We start from the raw sequence: 22,105 nt of genomic DNA, 5'->3' as shown, positions 1-22,105 counted from the left end.
TAAGAAGAGAGAGGCGATAAATGGAAACGAACACGCGGGCGTTAATTTTTACGATTTACGGCGATTACATTCGTCATTACGGGAATCAAATTTGGATCGGTAGTCTTATTCGGTTGTTGCAACAATTTGGTCATCATGAGCAAGCGGTACGTGTCGCAATTTCACGGATGGTGAAACAAGGCTGGCTCAAGTCTAACAAAGACGGCACCAAAAGCTATTATTCATTGACCCCTCGTGGTGTGGCGCGCATTGATGAAGCAGCAAAGCGGATTTTCAAATTTGAGCAATATGAGTGGGATGGAAAATGGCGTTTGTTCATGCACCAAATCCCAACGAGCGCGCGACAAGTGCGCGAGACATTAAAACAAGAATTGCTTTGGAGTGGCTTCGGTCAGTTTGCGAGCGGCTGTTTTATTTCTCCGCATTGCTTAGATGAGCAAGTCGATGCACTCATTGAAAAATATGAGATTGCCCATGAGGTCGACTACTTTGAAGCGGTTTACAAAGGTACAAGGACGAATGAAGCGTTGGTAGCGCAAAGCTGGCCCTTGGCGACAATTAATGAAAAGTATATGCAATTTATGGACGGGTATGGTGTATTGTTTCGTCAACACGAGCAAGCGCTCGGTACCGGAAAGCTCGACGCCGCTGCTTGTTTCGTTGCCCGCACGAAGCTTGTCCATGAGTACCGCAAGTTTTTGTTCATTGATCCTGGGTTACCACAACAATTACGTCCCCCGAGGTGGCAAGGACATGAAGCAATGCAGCTATTTCGTCGGTACTATGAATTATTAGCGGTACCCGCGAGTCAATTTTTTGAAAGCATTTTTGCAGAGGACAATGATTTGGCGCGGAAAACAACGACGTATGATGCACGCGATCATCCGCTCATTGCCCGTGAAGCACGTGAATGGAGTGGAAAGGAGGAGAGGAAACAGTGAGGCAGCTTTGTAACATATTAAACATACAGTACCCACTCATCCAAGGAGGAATGGGAAACATTAGTCATCCAGCACTTGTCGCAGCCGTTTCCGAAGCGGGCGGACTCGGTACGATTGGTTGCGGTACACGGTCACCGGAAGAAGTAGCGAAGTTGATTGAAGAGACCCGCACCCGGACAGCACGCCCATTCGCAGTCAATATCGCTCTCAATATGAAACAAGATGTTCCCGCACTCATTGATCTTGTCATTCGTGCGCGAATCCCTGTTGTTTCGTTGTCTGCTGGAAACCCAGCATCGTATATGGCGCGGTTAAAAGCCGCTGGCATAAAGGTCATGTGTGTTGTTGCGACCGTCCGCCATGCACTGCGTGCTGAAGCAAGTGGCGCAGATGTGCTCGTCGCAGAAGGATTCGAGGCGGCAGGCATTAATTCGCCTAAGGAACTGACGACATTTACGTTAATTCCGCAAATCGCAAGCCGTGTCAACATTCCGGTTGTCGCTGCTGGGGGCATTGCTGATGGGCGCGGGCTTGCGGCCGCATTGTCACTTGGTGCGTCTGGTGTGCAAATGGGAACGAGGTTGATCGCGACAAAGGAAGCCCCGTATCATGATCGCTATAAACAACGCATTATCGAGGCGGGAGATGAAGAAACGATTGTGATTGGACGGCATTTCGGTCAAGTGCGTCGCGTGTTAAAAGGGACGTATAGTGAAAATATTCACCGTTTAGAATCCACCCTCTCTATAGAAGAGTATGTGGAAATGACATCAGAAGTGGCTCATGTAAAAGGAACCCTTGAAGGAGATGAGCAACGCGGCTTCATGAACAGTGGACAAGTGGCCGGTTTAATTTCCGAAATGCCGTCAGTTTCAGTGTTATTCACGACAATGATGAACGAGGCCATTGCGCAAATGAGTGAGGCAAAAGCAGTGCTCACTGAAATGTGTGATCAAAAAAGACACCCTCAATAAAAAAAGTTGCAGATTATTGGCGCGGAGTGTGTGATTATGTGGTAATATAGTTACATTTACTCGAATGGGGGAATGGATATGGGACGTCAACAATGGTCTTCGAAACTAGGTTTTATTTTAGCAGCTGCAGGCTCTGCAGTCGGGTTAGGTGCAATTTGGCAGTTCCCATATGTCACTGGGGTAAGTGGTGGTGGCGCTTTTTTTCTCATCTTTATTTTCTTTACTCTTTTAGTTGCATTACCGCTTCTCATTGGCGAGTTTGTGATCGGGCGGAGTACGCAAAAAAATGCGGTTGAGTCGTACCGGGAGATTGCGCCAAGCAAACCATGGTATTTGATTGGGAAACTTGGTATGGTCACATGTTTTCTTTTATTATCTTTTTACAGTGTTGTAGGTGGCTGGATTCTTATTTACATTTGGAAAACCGCAACGGGCGCACTTGTTCATCTCGGAACAGAAGAATATGGTCCGTTATTTGCTAAAACGATTGAAAACCCTGTTGTGATGGTTGGTGCACACTTATTGTTTATGGTCCTTGTCATGTTTGTCATCTCTCGCGGGGTGCAAAAAGGCATTGAACGGGCGAGTGTATGGCTCATGCCAGGATTATTTGTATTATTTTTAGTGATTGTCATTCGCTCGCTCACACTAGAGGGCGCGATGGAGGGCGTCGCATTTTTCTTACAACCTAATTTTTCTTCCATTACACCGGAAGTGATCCTTTTTGCGATGGGGCAATCGTTTTTTATGCTTAGTGTGGGAACATCGGTCATGGTCACCTATAGCTCGTACTTAGATAAAAAGGCAAACCTTGTTCAATCAGGCTTGTCCATTGTTGGAATGAATTTTTTCGTAGCGCTACTTGCGGGATTAGCGATATTTCCAGCCGTATTTTCGGTCGGTATGGATCCGGCACAAGGTGAGACTTTATTATTTGTAACCTTACCAGCTGTATTTGACCAGTTACCATTCGGAATGTTCTTTTTGTTGATTTTCTTGATCTTGTTTTTGTTTGCTGCGTTAACATCGGCGTTCTCTATGTTAGAAATTATTGTTGCTGTACGATCGAATGGAGATGATCGTAAGCGTAGCAAAGTCACATGGACTGTGGGTTTACTCATTTTTCTTGTTGGCGTACCATCGGCACTTTCCTTTGGCGTTTGGAAAGACGTCTTAATTTTTGACAAGAACATCTTTGGGGCGGTGGCTTTTCTAGTAAGCAATATTTTGTTGCCAATTGGTGTACTATTAATCGCCGTGTTTGTACCACTAAAAATGTCTCGTCAAGTTTTAATGGATGAGTTGATCAAAGGAAAGTATTTTGGCAAAAAGCTATTTATCTGTTGGTTGCTATTGCTTAAATATGTCGTGCCAATTGCAATCGTGCTTGTTTTTCTAAGTGTCATTGGTGTGTTCGACTTACTATTTTAATCGCAAAGGATGATGAAGATGGAATTGAGTCCGTCAATGGAAACCGCTTCGTGGGATGTGTTTGCCGAAATGTCAGAGCATGAACAAGTGGTGTTTTGCAATGATCGCGCAAGCGGGTTACGGGCAATCATCGCCATCCATAATACAACGTTAGGGCCTGCTTTAGGAGGGTGTCGGATGTATCCGTACCCTTCTACGGAAGCGGCGCTAGATGATGTGTTGCGCTTGTCGCGCGGGATGACGAAAAAATGTGCTGCTGTCGATGTCGATTTTGGTGGTGGGAAAGCGGTGATTATTGGTGACCCGAAAAAAGACAAGTCACCAGATTTGTTTCGTGCATTTGGTCAATTTGTTGAGTCATTACAAGGCCGCTTTTATACGGGGACGGATATGGGGACAACGCTTGATGACTTCGTTCATTGTTTGAAAGAAACACACTGCATTGCTGGAAAGCCGAAAGAGTACGGTGGGAACGGAGATACGTCTATTCCAACTGCGGCTGGTGTTTTAAATAGTTTGCGGGCGGTCAATCAGTTTATGTATGGCGATGATACGCTGGCTGGTTACACCTATGCGATACAAGGGCTTGGAAAAGTTGGTTTAAAAGTAGCTTATCAGTTGCTTGAAGCAGGATGCGATCTATATGTGTCGGATCCAGAAGAAGCTGCCATCACAGAAGTGAAAGCGTATTCACAGGCGCTAGGAAGAACGGTACATGTCGCCTATGGTGATGATATTTATACGGTTGGTGCGGATGTATTTGTCCCGTGTGCACGGGGTGGTATTTTAAACGACGATTCGATTGCAAAGTTAAAAGTACGTGCAGTCGTGGGAGCGGCCAACAATCAATTAGAGAAAGAACATCATAGCGTCATGCTTGACCAGCGCGGCATTATTTATGCGCCCGATTACATCGTCAATAGCGGCGGTTTAATTCAAGTGGCCGACGAATTGTATGGCGGCAATGCCGACCGTGTCATGATGAAAGTGGCAGACATTTACCATTCAGTATTAGAGGTTTTGCAAACAGCAAAGTCAGAAAAAGTGACGACGCATGTTGCTGCGGACCGGATATGTGAGCGACGGTTGCAAGAGAGAATGAGAAGAAACAGCTTTTTTAGTCCACGTGTGCGTCCCAAGTGGGATTTTTAAAAGGAGTGATAGAAGGATGACAGAGTTTCCGTTATATCAATGCATTGATAAAGAAGGAGAGTGGATTGCCGCACTGGAGCGCCCGTCAGAAAAGTTCACGATGGCATGTTACCGCAATATGGTGCGCATTCGCTCATTTGACCGGAAAGCGGTGATGTTACAACGACAAGGACGACTCGGCACGTATGCGATGTTTGAAGGACAAGAAGCAGCGCAAGTTGGCAGTGCACTTGCGTTAGAGGATACGGACTGGCTGTTTCCAACATACCGAGACCACGGCGCAATGCTGACGTTTGGTGCAGATATGATGCGAACATTTTTATATTGGAATGGCCGCCTGGAAGGGTGTGTACCGCCTGAGGAGAAACACATTTTCCCAGCTGCCGTGCCAATTGCTACACAACTCCCCCATGCAGCAGGTGTGGCGATGTCGTTAAAGCGGAAAAAAAGTAAGCAAGCAGTCATTGCATACTTTGGTGATGGCGCGACATCAGAAGGTGACTTCCATGAAGGATTAAACTTTGCCAGCGTTTTTCAAGTCCCTGCGGTGTTCTTTTGCCAAAATAATCAATTTGCTATTTCCGTTCCGATTGAAAAACAGATGAATTCTGAGACGATTGCGCAAAAATCTGTTGCTTATGGGATACCTGGAGTCCGGGTTGATGGTAACGATGTGTTTGCGGTGCACCATGCGGTGAGAGAAGCGCTTACGCGAGCACGGGCAGGAGACGGCCCGACGCTCATAGAAGCGGTCACCTGGCGGTTTGGCGCTCATACGACGGCGGATGACCCGACGCGTTATCGTGATCAAGAAAAGAGCGAGTTTTATAGAAAAAACAATGATCCGCTCGTGCGGTTAGAGCGGTATATGCGCAAGTCCGGCGTGTTGACAGACGAGAAGAAAACGGAGATTGAAAAATCATCAGCAACAGAAATTAATGAAGCCGTTGCGGCGATGGAAGGCACGCCACCAGCAAATGTCAATGATTTATTTGATCATGTGTTCGCGACACCGGTGTGGCCGATCACAGAACAAAAAGAGAAGTACATGGCTGAGTTGAAAGGAGCGAGTCGATGATTCAAACAGAAAAGGGGGTATCCTCACTCAATCTCGTGCAAGCGGTCACCGAGGCGCTCGCGTATAAACTAGAAACAGATGAGGATGTCATTTTACTAGGCGAAGATATTGGAAAAAATGGCGGTGTGTTTCGCGCGACAGAAGGTTTGCAAGCGACTTTTGGGGAAGACCGTGTCATTGACACGCCTCTCAGTGAATCGGGTATTATCGGCAGCGCAGTCGGCATGGCTGTAAGCGGCACAAAACCGGTCGCAGAAATGCAATTTCTCGGCTTTATTTACCCAGCTTTTGAGCAAATTATGAGCCATGTGACCCGGATTCGGATGCGGACGATGGGGCATTATCACGTGCCGATGGTTATTCGCGCACCATACGGGGCCGGCATTCGTGCACCGGAAATTCATTCTGACAGTACCGAAGCGTTATTTACGCATATGCCGGGGATTAAAGTCATTTGCCCGTCGCACCCAGCAGATGCAAAAGGATTGCTTATTGCCGCGATTGAAGATCAAGATCCGGTATTATTTTTAGAATCAATGCGCTTGTATCGAAGCACAAAAGCGCCCGTCCCAGACGAAGGTTATCGCATTGAAATCGGTAAAGCGAAAACGATCGTAGAAGGAGATGACGTGACATTGCTCGCGTGGGGGGCGATGGTCCCAGTTGCGGAACATGCAGCGAAGGTAGCAGCAAAAGAAGGCGTTTCTTGTGATGTGATTGACTTACGCACGCTGTTTCCGCTGGATCGCGACTGCATCGCCGAATCCGTGCAAAAAACCGGGCGCGTCGTCATTGTTCACGAAGCACATGCGACAGGTGGGTTTGGGAATGATTTGATCTCACTCATCAATGACACGTCATTTTTATATATGAAAGCCCCGATTGAACGCGTGACTGGCTTCGATGTGCCACCACCATTATTTGCACTCGAAGATCATTATTTGCCCACTCCAGAACGGGTGGAGAGAGCCATTGCCCGGGTGATGACATTTTAGGAGGTGAAAGCGATGATCGAAGTGAAGCTACATGATATTGGCGAAGGCATGTCCGAAGGGGAAATTCTACAATATTTTGTCAAAGTTGGTGACGAAGTGGACATGGACCAGCCGCTCGTTGAAGTGCAAACCGATAAAGTCGCCGCAGAAATTGCCGCCCCGCAAGCTGGAACGGTAAAAGCGATTGAAGCCCAGCCCGGAGAGACGATTGCGGTTGGGACAACACTCATTGTGTTAGAAAGCGAAGGGGCGACGCGTCCACCTGAAATTTCTCACTCAGCGGTCGCAGTCGCAGAAGCTCCGCCAAAAGTTGAAACAAAAGCGCCAGCGCGCTCATTACATCGGGTCCAGGCGGCGCCGTATACACGGAAAATTGCCCGAGAACATGGCATAGACATCACCGACGTGGTCGGAACGGGTCCAGGCGGGCGGGTGCTCGATGAAGATGTGTACGCTTTTGTACAGCAGCAATCAGCACCTGAAAAAACGCCAGCGGTAGAGAAAATTGTACCCGCACCTGTGTCACCGCAAACGTCCACAACAACAATGCCGTTCACTGGCCGGCGCAAGCAAATTGCTAAAAAAATGACCGAGTCCATTTACACGATCCCGCATGTGACCCATTTTGAAGAGGCGGATGTCACGGCGCTCATCGCATGGCGTAAGCAATGCAAAGAAGCAGGACGCACTTTTTCACTCAGTGCCTACTTTGTCAAAACGCTCGCCCTCGCATTACGCGATTTCCCGATCTTCAACGCGGAGCTAGATGAAGAACAGGGAGAAATCCGGCTTCATGAGTATTGTCATATTGGGTTAGCGACAGAAGCAAAAGAAGGCTTGATTGTGCCCGTGTTAAAACACGTAGAACAAAAGTCTCTCCTTGAAATTGATCAAGAAATGAAGGTGCTAACGAAAAAAGCGCAAGACAACGAACTTTCAGCAGCACAATTACAAGGAGGTACATTTACAGTGAGCAACGTCGGTCCACTTGGTGGTATCGGCGCAACGCCGATCATTAATGCACCACAAACTGCGCTCATGGCCATCCATAAAACGAAACGACGCCCGATTGTGACCGCAAATGATGAAATTACGATTGGTGACGTGATGACGATGTCACTTTCATTTGATCATCGGGTTGCTGATGGGGCAACGGCCGTCGCGTTCACCAATCGCTGGGTGGCGCTATTAGAAGACCCAACGATACTTGCATTGGAGTTGGTATAAATGGTTGTTGGTGAAATGGTACAAGAGCGTGAACTCATCATCATTGGTGGCGGTCCCGGTGGGTACCATGCCGCGATTCGCGCGGCACAACTTGGCTTAGAGGTGACACTCATCGAAAAAGAACAGCTCGGTGGAGTGTGTTTAAACAAAGGTTGTATCCCATCAAAAATATACGCCCACGCCGCTCATATGTGGCAAAAAGCGCAGCAGCAAACCCATTTAGGTATACCAGCCCCACAAGAGCCGTACCAATTTGCAAATTTGGCTGCACATCGAGAGACCGTGATGACCCGTTTGCGTGAAGGTGTGTCACAGTTATGTCAAGCGCAAAAAATTGAAGTCGTCACCGGAGAAGCAAGCTTTTTAGCAGAAGATCGTGTTGGCGTGACAAACGGGCACCAATTTGACGTGTATCGTTTCAAGCAGGCGATCATTGCGACCGGACAGCGACCAGACAACGTGACAGAAGCACTGGCTGATGTAGCGTTCACCGCCCATACGCTGTTTATGCAAAAAGAGGTTCCATCATCACTCATTGTAATCGGCCAAGATGTGATTGCCCTTGAAGCAGCGTTTAGCTACCAAGCGCTCGGGAGCGAAGTGACGTTGTTTGTGGAAACACCGCTCTCGTTGGAAGATTCTTTGGAAAAAGAACTATGGCGCGCGGCGAAAAAAGCCGGCATGCGTGTCGTGAAGGATGCCACCATTGCCACACTCGATGCCCAGTCTAGTGGGATAACACTGACGTATGAAAAAGGCGGTAAGCACACAACAATTGAAGCAGCGCGGCTATATGAAGCGGACTTGTGGCGGGCAAACACGGACAATTTAGGGCTCGAGCGACTCGGAATCACGATCGATGAACGAGGTTACATTGAAGTCGATCAAGCGTTAAAAACGTCGAGTCCATCCATTTGGGCGATTGGCGACGTTATCCAAGGCGCGGAACATTTGGCGACCAATGCGATTAAGCAGGCGACAGTCGTTGCTGGACAAATCGCGAAACAACCGACGGAATGGGATGAAACGTTTATCCCACGCGTATATAGAACAATCCCACCAATGGCCACCGTCGGATGGACTTCCGCAGAAGCGACGCAAGCAGGAAGAGAAGTGGTCGTCAGTACAACTCCGTTCCGTAGCAACGGCTATGCGACATTATCGAATGCAAATGATGGGCACTGCACGTTAGTGAAGGATGCCGATACAGATGAACTACTTGGGATGCACGTCATTGGGGAAGGCGCGGCTGAACTTATTACAATGGGCACGCTCGGACTGGAAATGGTGGCGCGTGATGAAGACATTCGTTTCCCACTTTACCCGCACCCGTCTTATGCAGAAGTGGTGATGGAAACAGCAGACGGCTGGCTCGATCAAACGATCCATCAACCACCTAAGAAAAAGCGTCCGAAAAAACAAGTGACGACATAGAAAGGAGCAAACAACGTGTCAGCAAATCGCTTAATGGAAGTTGTGTTAGAAGGAAAAGAACCACCCGCGTGTGACGATACATTAGCAATTGAAGTCGTCACCGCAAGCGACGGCTGCGCGCGGGCATTGTGGCAGCCAGATGAACGGTTTGTCAACGGCGTCGGCGTCGTCATGGGCGGCTACGTCTCTTCGGCGGCTGATGTTGCGATGGCGTATGCGATCTCTTCTTTACTTACATCGTCGCAAACATTTGGTTCCATAAACTTAAATGTCACGTTTCATCGCCCGGTGTTTCCAGGAGAAGTAACAGTCGAAGCGAAAGTTGAAAAAGTCGGGAAGACGGTTTGTTACTTGACCGCGACGATGATGCAAAAAGATAAACTTGTTGCGAGTGCGACTTCTTCGGTGATGGTGAGGGAGATGGGATAAGGATATACACAGAAAAGTGACATTATAGCAGGAGGGATTTTTGTCAAATAGGTTGCACCTCGTATTTTCTCCGCGTGAAAAAGATTGGTGCGTTGGGGGATTTGTTAAGAAGGTTTTATTTGAACGTAGTGGGTTATGAAGGCAGTGCGTCTCTCCACATCACAAGTTTTGTTGAACTTAGTGGTTATAACCACAACAATCCATCAAATTGCGACACTTTTCGCCAATCATATTATGTAGGCAGCAGAAAATGTCGCACGAAAAGCCAACCTCTTAGCAGGAATCTCCGCTCATCACGTCGAAAAAGGTTCTTTAAAGCTGTTATTTCGTTCGAAAGGTGGAGGGGATTTTGCAAAAATATCGAGAGCGATGGCGCGAGAACTTTACGCAATACCGCAAAGGGATGGTTCCGAAGCAAATTAGTAAAGATACGAAAATATATTTACAGCAGATGGGATTATGGGAGGAAGAAAGTGCGTGGACAGGCCAAGTGATGCGCGATCTAGCTTTAGCCCGAGATAAAGATGGACAGCCAGTGCTCGCGTTTGAACAAGTCATGTTTGCGGTACGGACATTTGCTTCTGATCGGCTCGTATCACTGATGAATGAATATTCGCTTGCCTTGCAATCATCCGATCACATTCGAGATGCTTTTGAATACGCTGTTCAGTATAGACAAGTTGATTTGTTGGAACAGCTTGTTAAGTGGGGAGAAGACCGCGATTCATTGAAAGAATGGGCACTTGTTTATCGGTTGTTGCTGAATGTTTTGAATGAGCGAATAACACATGAAGAAACGATTGATCAAGCACGTGACTTGGTTGGTCATGTGACGTCTCCACTATTGAAAGTGCGGTTGGAAGCGCTTGAGGTATATGCACATTTGGAGTTAGGTTATCATGCTAAAACAGCATACCTTGGTGAAAGAGTATTGAAGCAGTTAGAAAAAGTGAAAGATGGTTTTTCGAAAAGAGTAGCAGAGAGCCGAGCTGGATTTCAAATTGCTTACGATTTGTTGTACAGTCAGGGAAAACCGGCTGAAGCGGAGAAGCATGTCATACAATCTGTTATTAATGGTGCTACACCAGAGACAATGCTGGCATTTTGTTATCATTTGCTTTCATATGCGACATTGTTGCGACCGGTGAGTCCTGAGTCTACGATGTTAGCGGTAGATCCGCTCAGCATGCAATATATTCAGCGCGCGCTTTTCTATGCCGAAGAAACAGGGTTGAAAGCGTACAGCGAGCGTTTGCAGGCAGAGGATTTACCATTTATATGGAATATGAATGGTGAACGCTTTGACATTGAAGGAGTAGAACCAAGAGAACAAATTCACCAATATATCGTTCGTGGTGACTGTGAAAAAGCGTTGCAGCTCATTGAAGAGCTTGAAGGAGAGGGATTATCTAGTCCGTTTTTAGTTTTTTATAAAGGTAAAGCAATGAAAAGTGCGTCTTTGCTAGCCGAAGCGATGCGTCGGTTTGCACAAGAAGAATGGATGAATATGCTTCCACTTGTTGAGCAAGAAGTGAAGAAATTAGATCAATCTCAATTTAAAGGAGTGATTTGATAATGAAACGATTTTTTTATGCCTTTATGTTGACGGTTTGCTTGACTGTAACAATGGGTTTGCAAAGTGCGGGTGCTGTTGAGTCTTTAGATGGTTCTAAACCGAATCCTCTCAATTTACCTCACCCTCAATCATAGCGAAGCGAAATGAAAGGAACCTACATGCATTTTGAAGTAGGTTCTTTTTTTCATAAAGTTTACGGAATGGGATGGCTTTCATGTTATGTAGTGGGTTACAAAATTGCATTGCAATTCAACGCATGGGGAGTGAGAACTTTGAATAGACGTCATCCATCTTTTCTGTTTGTGCTGGCGCTATTCGTCGTCTCCGTCGCCGGCTGTCAAGTAGAAGAGAACCATAGGATCCCACAAGTCGATAAAGATGGACGGTTTGCTCGTGTTGCGCAGGTTTCTCCGCTGATGGTCGATCATATGGAAGGGCATTCGAATTTCGAACCGATATTTATCGGGGTACAAGCAGAAGATCAGGTCACGCCTTTACTTGTAGATCAACTTGAAATTGGCGATCATATCAAATTATGGACTACAGGCATTTTGATGGAGAGTTACCCTCCACAAATGATCGCTGTGAAAATTGAACGCGTTGAAGAAGGCGAACTGCTTTCTATGAAAGCAACCGTGCTGGAAAAAGCCGATTCGCTATTGATTGTCGATGATAGAGGGGTCTCTGTACACGTTTCTCTTAATAAAGAGCAAAGCTTATTGATGGATGAAATCGAGGTCGATGACCAAATTGATCTGACTTATACAGTTATCGAAGCAGGAGATTATATGAATAGAGAGTATCACCCACCTTTGATTGCTGCGGAGGGAATAGAGATTGTGAGAAAGGAATAAGTGTCGTTGGTATAATATTAATAGATCGTGAGTGCGGGGTACGCTAGTCACATAGAAGAAGGATAACAATATGTTGTCCTTTTTTATTGTCGCATCTCCACAAGAATGGTAAAATATATGTGAAGCATGGGCGATTTTACCAACAAGCACGCTGTTAGGAGAATACAAGATGAACGATTCAGTAAAAATCAGCCAATTGAACAGTGAAATTGACTCGCTAACTAGTGTCGTTTCAGAAACGACACTAGTTAGCGAGGAACTACTCGAGATACGACAGTCATTGAGCAAGAAAAAAGATGATTTAGAAAATGACAACAAGTGGATTCATGAGCCAGAAATTGAAAATGAGATTTCACGCGGCACGATTTCATCCACACATGATGGTGAGCGTAATCTTATTGAACGCACGTACAAAGAAACACCTGAACAAGTACAAGATATGATGGATGCGATCACGGAAGAAAGAAGTCGTCTCCAACGAGAAATCAATCGCAACAATACAATCATCGCCTCAAAGAAAAATAGTATAACAACATTACTCAACTTTCGCACCTCAAATCCGGCATGTAAGCCTTGATATAAGTGGGTAACCCAGCAATCCAATGTGAGAGTTGACTTTTGATCAATCGCTGCGCGCGCTTACCGATCTTATCAAGAGCGTCATGAAAAAGCTCGAGTAACTGTTGCAACGCAACAGCCCAATCAAGCGCCTGCATCTCATCACAGAGATCATAAAATACACCACCCAGTGTCCGATTGTCATTGTGGCAACGATTCTGCCAAGATAACACGATATATCTAGTAAAAACAATGGTTGTGTGGCTAATAAGAGAGTCGTACGAACGCCCTTGAAACTCCTTTTGCAAACGTAGGAGCGACTTCGTCGTCTTGAAGAATACTTCTATATCCCAACGGATCCCGTAAGTCTGGATAATTTCCTGTTCAGAAAGGCTGTGGTCTGTACTCAAAATAGCCAGCCATTCGCGCTTGTTATTTCGATTGCGCACAAAAACAACTTTAACAGCGACACCGTTTGCCATCGTTGTTGTAATGACGCGTAAAACGCCCTTCTTCTCTGGAAGTGGCGTTGCACGGTGATAAAGCTCCTTCAAGGATAGCATTTTACCGTTTACTTGATAACGCTGTTGTGAATTCTTCACCATACCGATGACATCAATTCCTTGATCTACAATTGCTTTGATCAATGGCTGTTGAGTAAACCACGAGTCCATTAAAACATAGGAGGCCTGAATTCCTTTCGATAATGACCGTGCAATCATGCCAGGGAGTTGTTCAGGGGCAGATTGAAGAGCTTCTTTCCGTCGATTATAACCAGCACTACGTTTATCAATATCTTTGTTGATGCCATTGATGATAGATTTTTTTGAACTCAGTAGTGAAAAATCAATAGGTATAAAAGTGTTCCCATCGGACCAACCGAGTGTAAGCATACGAAATCCTTTATAAAAGCGATTTTTAGTGGAAGAATGATCAAAACAACGGGCAAGCAGTTCGACCCTTTTACTGCGATTGCGGTCATATGAAGAATCGTCCACAATCAAGACCTTGGGACGATCATTTGATGTCAATGCGCTGACTTTTTGAATGACAGCTGTACTGAGCGATAAAAGAAACTTTCTCCAAGCAAACTTTGGATAGTTTAAAAAGCGATATATAGCGTCTTTTCCAGGAAAATCTTCACGCTTCTTTGAAGTGAAAAGCGCAAACCAATTTTTTTGGTGGAAAATGAGCGCGAATACAAGGCGAAATAAAACATTACAGCTAAACCCAAAGTTCTTCCGAATACCTGATTGACGCAAATGCTTTGTCATTTCTAGCTCCGATAATACAACATTAATTTCATTTGGGAGTTGCTCATTTACATGCCTTTCAGTTATCATAGAGAAAGCACCTCTTCTTTTTGGTATTGGGTTTAGTCAACTCTATTATACCTAAAAGAAGTGGTGCTTTTCATGTTTCAAGTACTGATGTCAAGGTGCATATTTCATAGGCCGGCAGGCCTTGGTATAACTGAAACTCAAAGCATTTTTTGTCTGCGAAAGTTGAGAACATTAAAAACAAAACAACAAATGTTTCGATAGAAAGGAGGAAAGAAAAAAGTGGAGATCAAAATTAACGTAGAAGAAGCCGCACTCATGTTGAAAGCGGTTGGAGATGTCGCCGGAAGTTTTGAAGTCACAACGGTCGAAAATACAGACGAGCTCGATATGATGACAAAGCTCGATAGTCAGAGAGAAGCATTTAATGAAACGTTAGAAGCATATATGAGCGCATCTCACGCAATGGCACTTGAATTTGAAAATCTTGTCCTCCAATATGAGCGCGTCGATCAAGAACTAGCCACAAAAATAGGCTCAAGTTAAGGAGGGGAAGAAATGGCAAAATTTCTTGATGTCGGAAATTGCTTAAATATTATTGATCAAAATATCACATCCGTTCAAAGAGGGCTTGATCATTGTGATTTTAAAACAGCGGCGATCACAGGCGTTTTAGATATGCAAGGATCCATCTCTGGAGAAGGTGGAGAAGCGATGTTGCGTAACTACGCTGAATTGCAGTTACCAGCCTTGCGGACATGCCGCGCCTTTGGCACCCAACTCATTGAGAAGCTGGAAAAAGTAAAGGAGCGCATTCTCGAGTTTGAACCGTCTGAAGATGGATTAGTCTCTGAAGAATATTGGGGACATGAAGTGCCGATCGGCTATAATCGAGTTGAAGAATTTCTGTATGAAAATAAAACTGAAATCGACGCCCTCGCCGCGCGGGCAAGTGCGATTATGGGCAAAAACATCGGTAAACTTGATGTGACGGATGTGGAAACCAATATTGATTACGCGCGCCAACACGCAAGCGACATAGTAGACGGCTTACATATCCTCGACAATGAATGTATGAGTCTACTAGAAGAAATTGATGGCGATATGGAGGAATTCCAAGCTGTCCTCAAGCAAGCGACAGACTGGACGAATACTGGTGGTTTGTTCATGACAGGTGTGAACATTAACAATGTAAGAACTTATTTTGAAGATAAAAAGTTACATACAGAGGCACCGCCATTAAAATGGGCAAACGATCCGATGTTTAACCAAGCTGTCGCAAACGATCCAACATTACGCCGGCAAGTGTCGATCCTCTATACGATGGTGACGATGGGCGCGCATCCCGAAGTGGTCGCAGAGTTGGCGCTACAACTGGATGACTATTACGGTCATCGGATTTCAAAAGCGATTATCCAAGCGGCCGCAGTATCAGAGCCAATGGACATTGCCCCAGGTGCCGGCATGTATGCATTCTCCTTTCCGATTGACTACCAATTTGGCTATGGACGTAGTATCATGGAGAAGCCAGATATTCAATATATGGGCGACGTAGATGTAAACAAACAACTGGACGCCAACAGTCGTCTACGACAGTCCATTGAACAAGATTACGCAACGACCATTTATCAAACAATGGATCGCCAAGTAGAAGCCCAAACCCTACGCGCCAAAGCCCGCGCCATTATGAAAGACCCAGAAAAAGCCGGAGAGATGGATAAATGGGTACACGCGAACGCCCTCAGTAAAGGCGACCCAGAAAAGATGGAACAACTCATTTACGAAGAGCTCGTAAAAGAGAAGAAAAGAGAAGCCGCATCCAAAGGCTTCTACCAGTCCGAAGAATTTTCGACGATGCTAGACTTCACGTATGGCGCAGGCACGGTGAAATCCGGGGTGGAGGCAGTCACCGGCGTTGACCCGATCACGGGAAGACAACTAGACCCGGTAGAAAGAATCCTTGCGAGTGTAGGTATGGTGTTTCCGGTAGTAAAAGGCGCATCTAAAGCCGGAAAAGCCGTGAAAGGCGCTGGAGGCGCAGCACAAGCAGCAAAAGGCTATATGCGTGTGAAGTATGGAGATCATTATATGCGGACGAATCGGAAGAAAGTGTTGAAGGCGAATGTGGAGTATATCACGCCAGCGGGGCATTTGTATCGCACAGACAAGTATGGGCGGATTCGTCACGTGGAAGGTGATTTGTCAATTGGGGCGGCGAAGAAAAACAAATACGCCCAAAGAGTTGTCGGACGTGGCGACCGCTTGCCTGATGATGACGGTGGTCACTTGATTGCGTCGATGTTTAAAGGATCGGGGCAATTGGATAACCTTGTGCCGATGAATAGGAATTTGAATCAGCAGGGAGCGTATAGGGATTTAGAAAGGCGTTGGGAACAGGCATTAAGAGCAAAACCACCTCAAGATGTGAAAGTGCAGATTATCCCCAAATATAGGGGGGATTCACAACGTCCTGAGATGTTTGAAGTTCGATATAAAATCGGAAATCAAGGATGGCAGAAGAAGGATCTAATTAATGATTAAAGGGGAGGAAAGGTTATGTCAGCACAAGTAGAGTCATATTACCAACAAATGGCTAATTTGATTGTGGATATGATACCGGAGGATTGGCAAGAAGTAAAGCTTTACGCAGAATCAAGAAGAGGATACCAAGGTATTTTTTTCTACTACTTTTCCAACGAAAAGGATGAATGGGTATACTACATGGACATCCCCGAAAAGTGTGATGTTCCTCAAGAAGAATTTGATAATCTGAATACCAACCTTTCTTTCTGTATCAAGGATTTTAAGAATGATTATGAGGCAGAGTTTGAGGAGCCGTGGACTGGTTTCCAGTTAACATTGAGTCACAATGGTAATTTCAATGTTCACTTCAATTACGACGAGAATTCCCTAGACCCCATGTTAACAGAGGTAGCTTGGGCATACGAACAACTAGGCTTAGTACCATCAGAAGACTCGTTTAACAAAACCCTTCTCGACGAATACCTTGAAGAAAAAGAGAAAGGCAAGCGTTACCCATTTTTAGAGCCAGTGAAAGAAGAATAGAAGAGAGTTGCCCCTGTCGCCAAGCTGTTGCTGGCTCAGGGGATTTTAATGACTTCAACTACAGTCGCAAATGATCTAGCAGTCCATCGAACAAGATTACGCAACGACCATTTATCAAACGATGGATCGCCAAGTAGAAGTCCAGACCCTACGCGCCAAAGCCCGCGCCATTATGAAAGACCCAGAAAAAGCCGGAGAGATGGATAAATGGGTACACGCGAACGCCCTCAGTAAAGGCGACCCAGAAAAGATGGAACAACTCATTTACGAAGAGCTCGTAAAAGAGAAGAAAAGAGAAGCTAAAGCCGCAGGTTTCTATGAGTCTGAAGAATTTTCGATGATGCTAGACTTCACGTACGGAGCTGGAACGTTGAAATCCGGGATCGAGGCAGTTACCGGCGTGGATCCAATCACTGGAAGAGAACTAGCTCCAGTAGAAAGAATCCTTGCGAGTGTAGGCATGGTGTTTCCAGTCGTAAAAGGCGCATCTAAAGCGGGAAAAGCCGTGAAAGGCGCTGGAGGTGCAGCACAAGCAGCAAAAGGGTATACGCGCGTCGAATATGGTGATCATTATATGCGGACAAAGCGGAAGAAAGTGTTAAAGCCGAATGTGGAGTATGTGACGCCAGCGGGGCATTTGTATCGCACAGACAAGTATGGGCGGATTCGTCACGTGGAAGGTGATTTGTCTGCAGGTGTTGCCAAGCGTAATGAATATGCGCAAAGAAATGTCGGTGGAAAAGATCGTTTGCCAGATGATGATGGAGGGCACTTAATTGCTTCGATCTTCAAGGGATCGGGTGATTTGGATAATCTTGTGCCGATGAATAAGAATATTAATCGTGGGGCGTATAAGAGACTTGAAAATCGTTGGAAACAAGCATTAGACAAAAATCCACCCGAAAACGTGCAAGTAAAGATTACACCTAAATATAAAGGTGATTCACAACGTCCAGCGAAATTTGATGTTCAATATAAAATTGGTGATCGACCATGGGAAAAGGATGTCTTGAAGAATAGTTAAAGGGGATGAAAGAAGTGAAAGATCGAGTAGAACAATATTATCAAAAGCTAGCCAGCTTAATTGTAGAGATGATCCCAGAAGATTGGACAGAAATAAAATTTTATGCTCAAGAAGATGAAGAAGGCTCCCAAAAATACTTCTTTTATTATCAGTCATCTAAGACACAGGAATGGGTCTATAACATGACTATTACTGAGAATTTTGAGTTTCCGGAAGAGGAATTTGATAAACTAGAGGATGAACTTTCCTTTTGTATTAGTGATTTTAAACAGGATTATCAAGAGGAATTTGGCGAGGTTTGGACAAGTTTTCAAATGACATTGAATTCAAATGGTAAGTTTAATATTCATTTTAGCTATGAAGAAAACCCTTTCGATTCGTTACTAACACATATTGCATGGCAGTATGAGAACTTTGGCACAACATATGAGGAAGACTCATTTTATCAAGATTTACTTGAAGAATATCTTGAAGAAAAATCTCAAGGCAAGCGTTATCCGTTTTTAGAGCCAATTGAAAAAGAGGAATAATTATTACAGTCCCTTGTGTCATATATGTGTTTCTGACGCAGGGGGCTTTTCCATCACGTAGCAGAAAAGATGGAGCAACTTATTTACGAAGAGCTCATAAAAGAGAAGAAAAGAGATGCTAAATCCAAAGGTTTCTATGAGTCTGAAGAATTTTCGATGATACTAGACTTCACATACGGAGCCGGAACGTTGAAATCCGGGATCGAGGCAGTTACCGGCGTGGATCCAATCACTGGAAGAGAACTAGCTCCAGTAGAAAGAATCCTTGCGAGTGTAGGCATGGTGTTTCCGGTAGTAAAGGATTTACTTTCTTGTGGGTGAGCTAACCTCAAGAAAGTTATAACGATTATAGCGAAGTTTTTAAAGAAGATATCTAAAAAAGCAGCCCCTTGGAATGTGGGCTACTCTCTCTTTGATTATCTAAAGCTTTGGGGCCTTTAGAGGGTTCATTCGCGAGACACTCTTTCACTCACTCCATCTGCAACGGCCTTTTATTACTATCCAGTGTAAAGCCTTCGCCGGAAGCTTCAGACACATCTTGAATAGTTAAAAAGGCGTGCGGATCAATGCGGTGGACGATGTTGCGCAATCGCACAATTTCGTTTCGCGCAATGACGCAATACAAAATCTCTTTTTCGTTGTTTGTAAAGGTGCCCCGTCCCTGAAGCGCAGTGGCACCACGACCCATTTCACGTGCAATATCGTCCGAAATTGCTTGAATGTGGTCAGAGATGATGAAGGCGGCTTTTGCTGAGTAGGCACCTTGTTGCATGAAGTCAATCACTTTAGCAGAAATGAAGACGTAGACAACCGTATACATTGCTTCCCGTAAATCGAGGAAAAAGACGACCGATAGAGCGATGACGCACGAGTCAAACACAAACAATGTACGACCAATGCTCCATCCAAAATAACGTAAACAAAGTTTGGCTAAAATATCTGCGCCGCCAGTTGTGCCACCGAAGCGAAACACAATGCCGAGACCAACCCCGATAATTACACCCGCGAATAGGGCGGCGAGCATCAAATCATCATGAAGAACGAAATTGATAGGAATCCGTTGGAACACATCCAAAAAAGCAGATAGACTCACCGTTCCAATGATGGTGTAAATAAACGTTGTGCGCCCAAGTAATCGCCAGCCAATAAATAGAAGGGGAATGTTAATAAGTATATTAGAAATTGCTGGATTGAAGCTGAATAAAAAGAATAACAACAACGTAATACCAGTAATGCCACCGTCCGCTAATTTATGTGTCATGTTAAAATAAACAAGTCCCATTGCAATGAGCGCAGTGCCGAGTAAAATAAAAGCAATGTTTTTAAAGTGTCGTATCATGAGGATACCTCCTTTTCTTGTGCTGTGTTTTTTAAAGAATCATCATTTTAAGCGTTTACAGTGGGCAGTGATTCATTTCCCCTGACCCTTAGTGTACTCAACTTTTCTTGAAAAAGAAATGTTTATCTTGAGTTTTTAATTGTTGCGTTTGGTGAATGTTTTCGGATAGGATATAACTACATGAGGAAACAGTCTTCATAGACCGGAAGCCAGACTGTAGTCCGGAGATAGAATGCGTGCAAACTTTGGCGGGAACAATTGTCTTTTACCAAACGAAGAGGAGGTGCACTTCATGGAACAAAAGAAGTCGATGCAGCAAATGCAAAAAGAAGTCGATGATTATATTGGGCAATTTAAAGAAGGCTATTTCAGTCCACTCGCGATGCTTGCTCGGTTTACTGAGGAACTAGGAGAACTTGCGTGCGAAGTAAACCACTACTATGGTGAGAAACCGAAAAAAGAAACAGAAGCAGAGAATACAATTGAACAAGAAATGGGCGATTTGTTGTTTGTGCTCATTTGCTTAGCAAATTCCCTGCAAATCGACTTAAGCACAGCACATGATGAAGTGCTACATAAATTTAAAACGCGGGATGCACACCGCTGGACGAGAGAGGATAAATGAGAATGAATACATATAAATTAGTTGTTGCTGGACCACGGGGGAAAATGGGACGAGAGGCGGTGGCGCTTTGTTTGCGTGAGCCGCAATTTGAGCTTGTGGCAGTTATTGATACGCAGCATGACGGTGCGCTATTAAAAGACCTTGATGGGTACATAGAAGGGGACGTTCCAGTTTATACGGATATGGAGAGATGTTTTTCTGAACTTCATGTTGACGTCCTCATTGATTTAACGACACCAGCTGTTGCAAAAAAGCATATGGAGAACGCGCTTGCTCACGGCGTGCGTCCGGTAGTGGGTACGACCGGCTTTACAGAGGATGATATTCATTCATTGCGGTCGCAAGCGGAACAAAAAGGCATTGGTGCTGTCATTGCCCCGAATTTTGCGATTGGTGCGATTCTGATGATGAAGTTCGCGAAAATGGCAGCGCAATATATGACGGATGTAGAAATCATTGAGCAGCATCATGATGCAAAGTTAGATGCACCGTCAGGGACAGCATTAAAAACAGCGCAACTCATTAGCGAAGTGCGTGCGCCAAAGACACAGGGGCATTCGGATGAAGAAGAAACACTTGCGCATTGTCGCGGCGGTGATTTTGAAGGCATGCGAATTCATAGTGTCCGTTTGCCAGGTCGGGTCGCACATCAAGAGGTGCTGTTTGGTGGAGAAGGACAGACGCTCTCTATTCGACACGACTCGTTAAATCGCGCGAGCTTTATGCCTGGTGTGAAGCTCGCGGTAGAACAAGTGATGACACTAAAGACGCTTGTGTACGGACTCGAACACTTACTTGACTGAACTTCCTAATGTGAGGCAGATTATTTTTGTCATTGTGACGAATGTGATATAGTGAGAACGAATGGAAAGTAGGGATGCCGTATGACGGAAACAGTCGATATACTCGCGTGCGGCGCCCATCCTGATGATATTGAAATCGGCATGGGTGGGACGATTGCAGCGTATGTAGCAAAGGGGTCGCGGGTCGCCTTTTTAACGTTGACAAAAGCGGAGCTGTCATCGAATGGGACGGTTGCGACACGACAGGAGGAAGCAGCGCGTGCGGCGGCGATTCTCGGCGTTCATGCACGTTATCAGCTTGATTTTCCGGATCGTGGTTTACGTGATATAAAAAATGCACAGCTTTCTCAAATTGTGAAGTTGGTACGCGTGCTGCAACCACAGCTCGTTTTTTACCCACATCATGATCGCCACCCTGACCACGGACATTGTGGGCAAGTAATGAAAGAGGCCGTGTTTAACGCCGCCATTCGTCGTTTTGCAACGGCAGGCATTTCCGCGCATCGTGTAAAGGCAAGTTATGCGTATTTTATAAACGGGATCCCGACGCCGTCTTTTTTAACAGATGTTAGTGCAGTATATGAGCAGAAGAAACAAGCGCTCCAAGCATATGAAAGTCAATTTACACCGGCGGATGGTGTGAGTACACCGCTAACGGATGCGTACATTGATACAGTCATTGGCCGTGACCGATTGTTAGGGAAAGAAGCAGGCGTGCCGTTTGCGGAAGGCTTTTATAGTGACCGTGCGCCAGTTGTCGCGAATTTATTAGAAGGGTGAGAGCGCCCC

Annotated in this window: 23 protein-coding genes; 21 read left to right on the top strand and 2 right to left on the bottom strand. The window is 45.3% G+C overall.

All coding sequences use genetic code 11. The features are described from left to right. Window positions 1-20 precede the first annotated feature (20 nt). From paaX to NSQ26_RS05635, 12 genes are all read left to right on the top strand, one after another. Entirely contained in the window at window positions 21-941 is a 921-nt protein-coding gene (gene paaX, locus NSQ26_RS05690; protein ID WP_499719636.1) for a phenylacetic acid degradation operon negative regulatory protein PaaX, read from the top strand. Beyond that, window positions 938-1,915: an NAD(P)H-dependent flavin oxidoreductase gene (locus NSQ26_RS05685; protein WP_090774948.1), complete on the top strand. Its 978-nt coding sequence runs from the start codon at window positions 938-940 to the stop codon at window positions 1,913-1,915. Before paaX ends, NSQ26_RS05685 begins: the two co-directional genes overlap by 4 nt. A 78-nt stretch (window positions 1,916-1,993) precedes the next feature. After that, complete coding sequence (locus NSQ26_RS05680; RefSeq protein WP_090774949.1) at window positions 1,994-3,346, top strand: sodium-dependent transporter; 1,353 nt, start codon at window positions 1,994-1,996, stop codon at window positions 3,344-3,346. Window positions 3,347-3,358: 12 nt separating this feature from the next. Then, on the top strand, window positions 3,359-4,498 hold the full coding sequence (locus NSQ26_RS05675; protein WP_499719634.1) for a Leu/Phe/Val dehydrogenase: 1,140 nt from the start codon (window positions 3,359-3,361) through the stop codon (window positions 4,496-4,498). A gap of 16 nt (window positions 4,499-4,514) precedes the next feature. Continuing rightward, window positions 4,515-5,576, top strand: a complete 1,062-nt coding sequence (gene pdhA / locus NSQ26_RS05670) for a pyruvate dehydrogenase (acetyl-transferring) E1 component subunit alpha (RefSeq protein ID WP_499719633.1) — start codon at window positions 4,515-4,517, stop codon at window positions 5,574-5,576. Then, a complete protein-coding gene (locus tag NSQ26_RS05665) occupies window positions 5,576-6,571 on the top strand; it encodes an alpha-ketoacid dehydrogenase subunit beta (RefSeq protein ID WP_499719992.1) in 996 nt (331 codons plus the stop codon). Before pdhA ends, NSQ26_RS05665 begins: the two co-directional genes overlap by 1 nt. Before the next feature lie 12 nt (window positions 6,572-6,583). Then, window positions 6,584-7,798, top strand: a complete 1,215-nt coding sequence (locus NSQ26_RS05660; protein WP_499719632.1) for a dihydrolipoamide acetyltransferase family protein — start codon at window positions 6,584-6,586, stop codon at window positions 7,796-7,798. Next, on the top strand, window positions 7,799-9,232 hold the full coding sequence (locus NSQ26_RS05655; protein ID WP_499719631.1) for a dihydrolipoyl dehydrogenase family protein: 1,434 nt from the start codon (window positions 7,799-7,801) through the stop codon (window positions 9,230-9,232). Between the two features lie 33 nt (window positions 9,233-9,265). Beyond that, window positions 9,266-9,661 carry a PaaI family thioesterase gene (locus NSQ26_RS05650; protein ID WP_499719991.1) on the top strand — a complete coding sequence of 132 codons (396 nt, stop codon included), beginning with the start codon at window positions 9,266-9,268 and terminating at the stop codon, window positions 9,659-9,661. A 349-nt stretch (window positions 9,662-10,010) separates the two neighbouring features. Next, window positions 10,011-11,234, top strand: coding sequence for an AimR family lysis-lysogeny pheromone receptor (locus tag NSQ26_RS05645; RefSeq protein ID WP_499719630.1), 1,224 nt, complete (start codon window positions 10,011-10,013; stop codon window positions 11,232-11,234). A gap of 275 nt (window positions 11,235-11,509) precedes the next feature. Continuing rightward, window positions 11,510-12,091, top strand: a complete 582-nt coding sequence (locus NSQ26_RS05640; RefSeq protein WP_499719628.1) for a hypothetical protein — start codon at window positions 11,510-11,512, stop codon at window positions 12,089-12,091. Between the two features lie 169 nt (window positions 12,092-12,260). Next, window positions 12,261-12,668: a YwqH-like family protein gene (locus NSQ26_RS05635; protein WP_499719627.1), complete on the top strand. Its 408-nt coding sequence runs from the start codon at window positions 12,261-12,263 to the stop codon at window positions 12,666-12,668. Here NSQ26_RS05635 and NSQ26_RS05630 read toward each other — a convergent pair. After that, the gene (locus NSQ26_RS05630) at window positions 12,631-13,992 is read right to left on the bottom strand and encodes an IS4 family transposase (protein ID WP_499717808.1); all 1,362 of its coding nucleotides are present in this window, start codon (window positions 13,990-13,992) and stop codon (window positions 12,631-12,633) included. The genes NSQ26_RS05635 and NSQ26_RS05630 overlap by 38 nt on opposite strands. A 219-nt stretch (window positions 13,993-14,211) precedes the next feature. Here NSQ26_RS05630 and NSQ26_RS05625 point away from each other — a divergent pair, with 219 nt between their 5' ends. The 6 genes from NSQ26_RS05625 (at window position 14,212) to NSQ26_RS05600 (ending at window position 18,870) form a co-directional block, all read left to right on the top strand. After that, entirely contained in the window at window positions 14,212-14,475 is a 264-nt protein-coding gene (locus NSQ26_RS05625; protein WP_499719625.1) for a DUF5344 family protein, read from the top strand. Between the two features lie 12 nt (window positions 14,476-14,487). Next, window positions 14,488-16,470 (top strand): DNA/RNA non-specific endonuclease, encoded by a 1,983-nt coding sequence (locus NSQ26_RS05620; protein WP_499719623.1) that lies wholly within the window; start codon window positions 14,488-14,490, stop codon window positions 16,468-16,470. A gap of 15 nt (window positions 16,471-16,485) precedes the next feature. Beyond that, window positions 16,486-16,995, top strand: coding sequence for an immunity protein YezG family protein (locus NSQ26_RS05615; RefSeq protein ID WP_090774959.1), 510 nt, complete (start codon window positions 16,486-16,488; stop codon window positions 16,993-16,995). Between the two features lie 121 nt (window positions 16,996-17,116). Beyond that, window positions 17,117-18,019 carry a DNA/RNA non-specific endonuclease gene (locus tag NSQ26_RS05610; RefSeq protein WP_090774960.1) on the top strand — a complete coding sequence of 301 codons (903 nt, stop codon included), beginning with the start codon at window positions 17,117-17,119 and terminating at the stop codon, window positions 18,017-18,019. 14 nt (window positions 18,020-18,033) lie between these two features. After that, window positions 18,034-18,549, top strand: a complete 516-nt coding sequence (locus tag NSQ26_RS05605; RefSeq protein WP_176763782.1) for an immunity protein YezG family protein — start codon at window positions 18,034-18,036, stop codon at window positions 18,547-18,549. Window positions 18,550-18,618: 69 nt separating this feature from the next. Continuing rightward, a complete protein-coding gene (locus NSQ26_RS05600) occupies window positions 18,619-18,870 on the top strand; it encodes a pre-toxin TG domain-containing protein (RefSeq protein ID WP_090774962.1) in 252 nt (83 codons plus the stop codon). A gap of 148 nt (window positions 18,871-19,018) precedes the next feature. Here NSQ26_RS05600 and NSQ26_RS05595 read toward each other — a convergent pair whose 3' ends face one another. After that, window positions 19,019-19,888 carry a YitT family protein gene (locus NSQ26_RS05595; RefSeq protein ID WP_499719621.1) on the bottom strand — a complete coding sequence of 290 codons (870 nt, stop codon included), beginning with the start codon at window positions 19,886-19,888 and terminating at the stop codon, window positions 19,019-19,021. 292 nt (window positions 19,889-20,180) lie between these two features. Between NSQ26_RS05595 and NSQ26_RS05590 the strand changes: the two genes are divergently transcribed. The 3 genes from NSQ26_RS05590 to bshB1 all read left to right on the top strand — a co-directional run bounded on the left by NSQ26_RS05590 (window position 20,181) and on the right by bshB1 (window position 22,096). Continuing rightward, window positions 20,181-20,513: a nucleotide pyrophosphohydrolase gene (locus NSQ26_RS05590; RefSeq protein WP_499719619.1), complete on the top strand. Its 333-nt coding sequence runs from the start codon at window positions 20,181-20,183 to the stop codon at window positions 20,511-20,513. Window positions 20,514-20,515: 2 nt separating this feature from the next. After that, window positions 20,516-21,316, top strand: a complete 801-nt coding sequence (gene dapB, locus NSQ26_RS05585) for a 4-hydroxy-tetrahydrodipicolinate reductase (RefSeq protein ID WP_499719618.1) — start codon at window positions 20,516-20,518, stop codon at window positions 21,314-21,316. A gap of 81 nt (window positions 21,317-21,397) precedes the next feature. After that, entirely contained in the window at window positions 21,398-22,096 is a 699-nt protein-coding gene (gene bshB1 / locus NSQ26_RS05580; RefSeq protein ID WP_499719616.1) for a bacillithiol biosynthesis deacetylase BshB1, read from the top strand. Window positions 22,097-22,105: the final 9 nt, after the last annotated feature.

The sequence above is a fragment of the Bacillus sp. FSL W7-1360 genome (genome assembly GCF_038592975.1).
GTDB classification, from domain to species: Bacteria; Bacillota; Bacilli; order Bacillales; family Bacillaceae_D; genus Shouchella; species Shouchella lonarensis.
Note: the sequence above shows the minus strand (reverse complement) of the source record. Positions and strands in the feature narration are given on the sequence as shown.

What these genes read in the sequence shown, in the direction of transcription:
- paaX (WP_499719636.1), top strand. Translation starts at nt 21, where the DNA reads ATGGAAACGAACACGCGGGCGTTAATTTTTACGATTTACGGCGATTAC.
- NSQ26_RS05680 (WP_090774949.1), top strand. Translation starts at nt 1,994, where the DNA reads ATGGGACGTCAACAATGGTCTTCGAAACTAGGTTTTATTTTAGCAGCT.
- NSQ26_RS05675 (WP_499719634.1), top strand. Translation starts at nt 3,359, where the DNA reads ATGAAGATGGAATTGAGTCCGTCAATGGAAACCGCTTCGTGGGATGTG.
- pdhA (WP_499719633.1), top strand. Translation starts at nt 4,515, where the DNA reads ATGACAGAGTTTCCGTTATATCAATGCATTGATAAAGAAGGAGAGTGG.
- NSQ26_RS05660 (WP_499719632.1), top strand. Translation starts at nt 6,584, where the DNA reads ATGATCGAAGTGAAGCTACATGATATTGGCGAAGGCATGTCCGAAGGG.
- NSQ26_RS05655 (WP_499719631.1), top strand. Translation starts at nt 7,799, where the DNA reads ATGGTTGTTGGTGAAATGGTACAAGAGCGTGAACTCATCATCATTGGT.
- NSQ26_RS05650 (WP_499719991.1), top strand. Translation starts at nt 9,266, where the DNA reads ATGGAAGTTGTGTTAGAAGGAAAAGAACCACCCGCGTGTGACGATACA.
- NSQ26_RS05635 (WP_499719627.1), top strand. Translation starts at nt 12,261, where the DNA reads ATGAACGATTCAGTAAAAATCAGCCAATTGAACAGTGAAATTGACTCG.
- NSQ26_RS05630 (WP_499717808.1), bottom strand. Translation starts at nt 13,992, where the DNA reads ATGATAACTGAAAGGCATGTAAATGAGCAACTCCCAAATGAAATTAAT.
- NSQ26_RS05620 (WP_499719623.1), top strand. Translation starts at nt 14,488, where the DNA reads ATGGCAAAATTTCTTGATGTCGGAAATTGCTTAAATATTATTGATCAA.
- NSQ26_RS05615 (WP_090774959.1), top strand. Translation starts at nt 16,486, where the DNA reads ATGTCAGCACAAGTAGAGTCATATTACCAACAAATGGCTAATTTGATT.
- NSQ26_RS05610 (WP_090774960.1), top strand. Translation starts at nt 17,117, where the DNA reads ATGGATCGCCAAGTAGAAGTCCAGACCCTACGCGCCAAAGCCCGCGCC.
- NSQ26_RS05600 (WP_090774962.1), top strand. Translation starts at nt 18,619, where the DNA reads ATGGAGCAACTTATTTACGAAGAGCTCATAAAAGAGAAGAAAAGAGAT.
- NSQ26_RS05595 (WP_499719621.1), bottom strand. Translation starts at nt 19,888, where the DNA reads ATGATACGACACTTTAAAAACATTGCTTTTATTTTACTCGGCACTGCG.
- NSQ26_RS05590 (WP_499719619.1), top strand. Translation starts at nt 20,181, where the DNA reads ATGGAACAAAAGAAGTCGATGCAGCAAATGCAAAAAGAAGTCGATGAT.
- dapB (WP_499719618.1), top strand. Translation starts at nt 20,516, where the DNA reads ATGAATACATATAAATTAGTTGTTGCTGGACCACGGGGGAAAATGGGA.
- bshB1 (WP_499719616.1), top strand. Translation starts at nt 21,398, where the DNA reads ATGACGGAAACAGTCGATATACTCGCGTGCGGCGCCCATCCTGATGAT.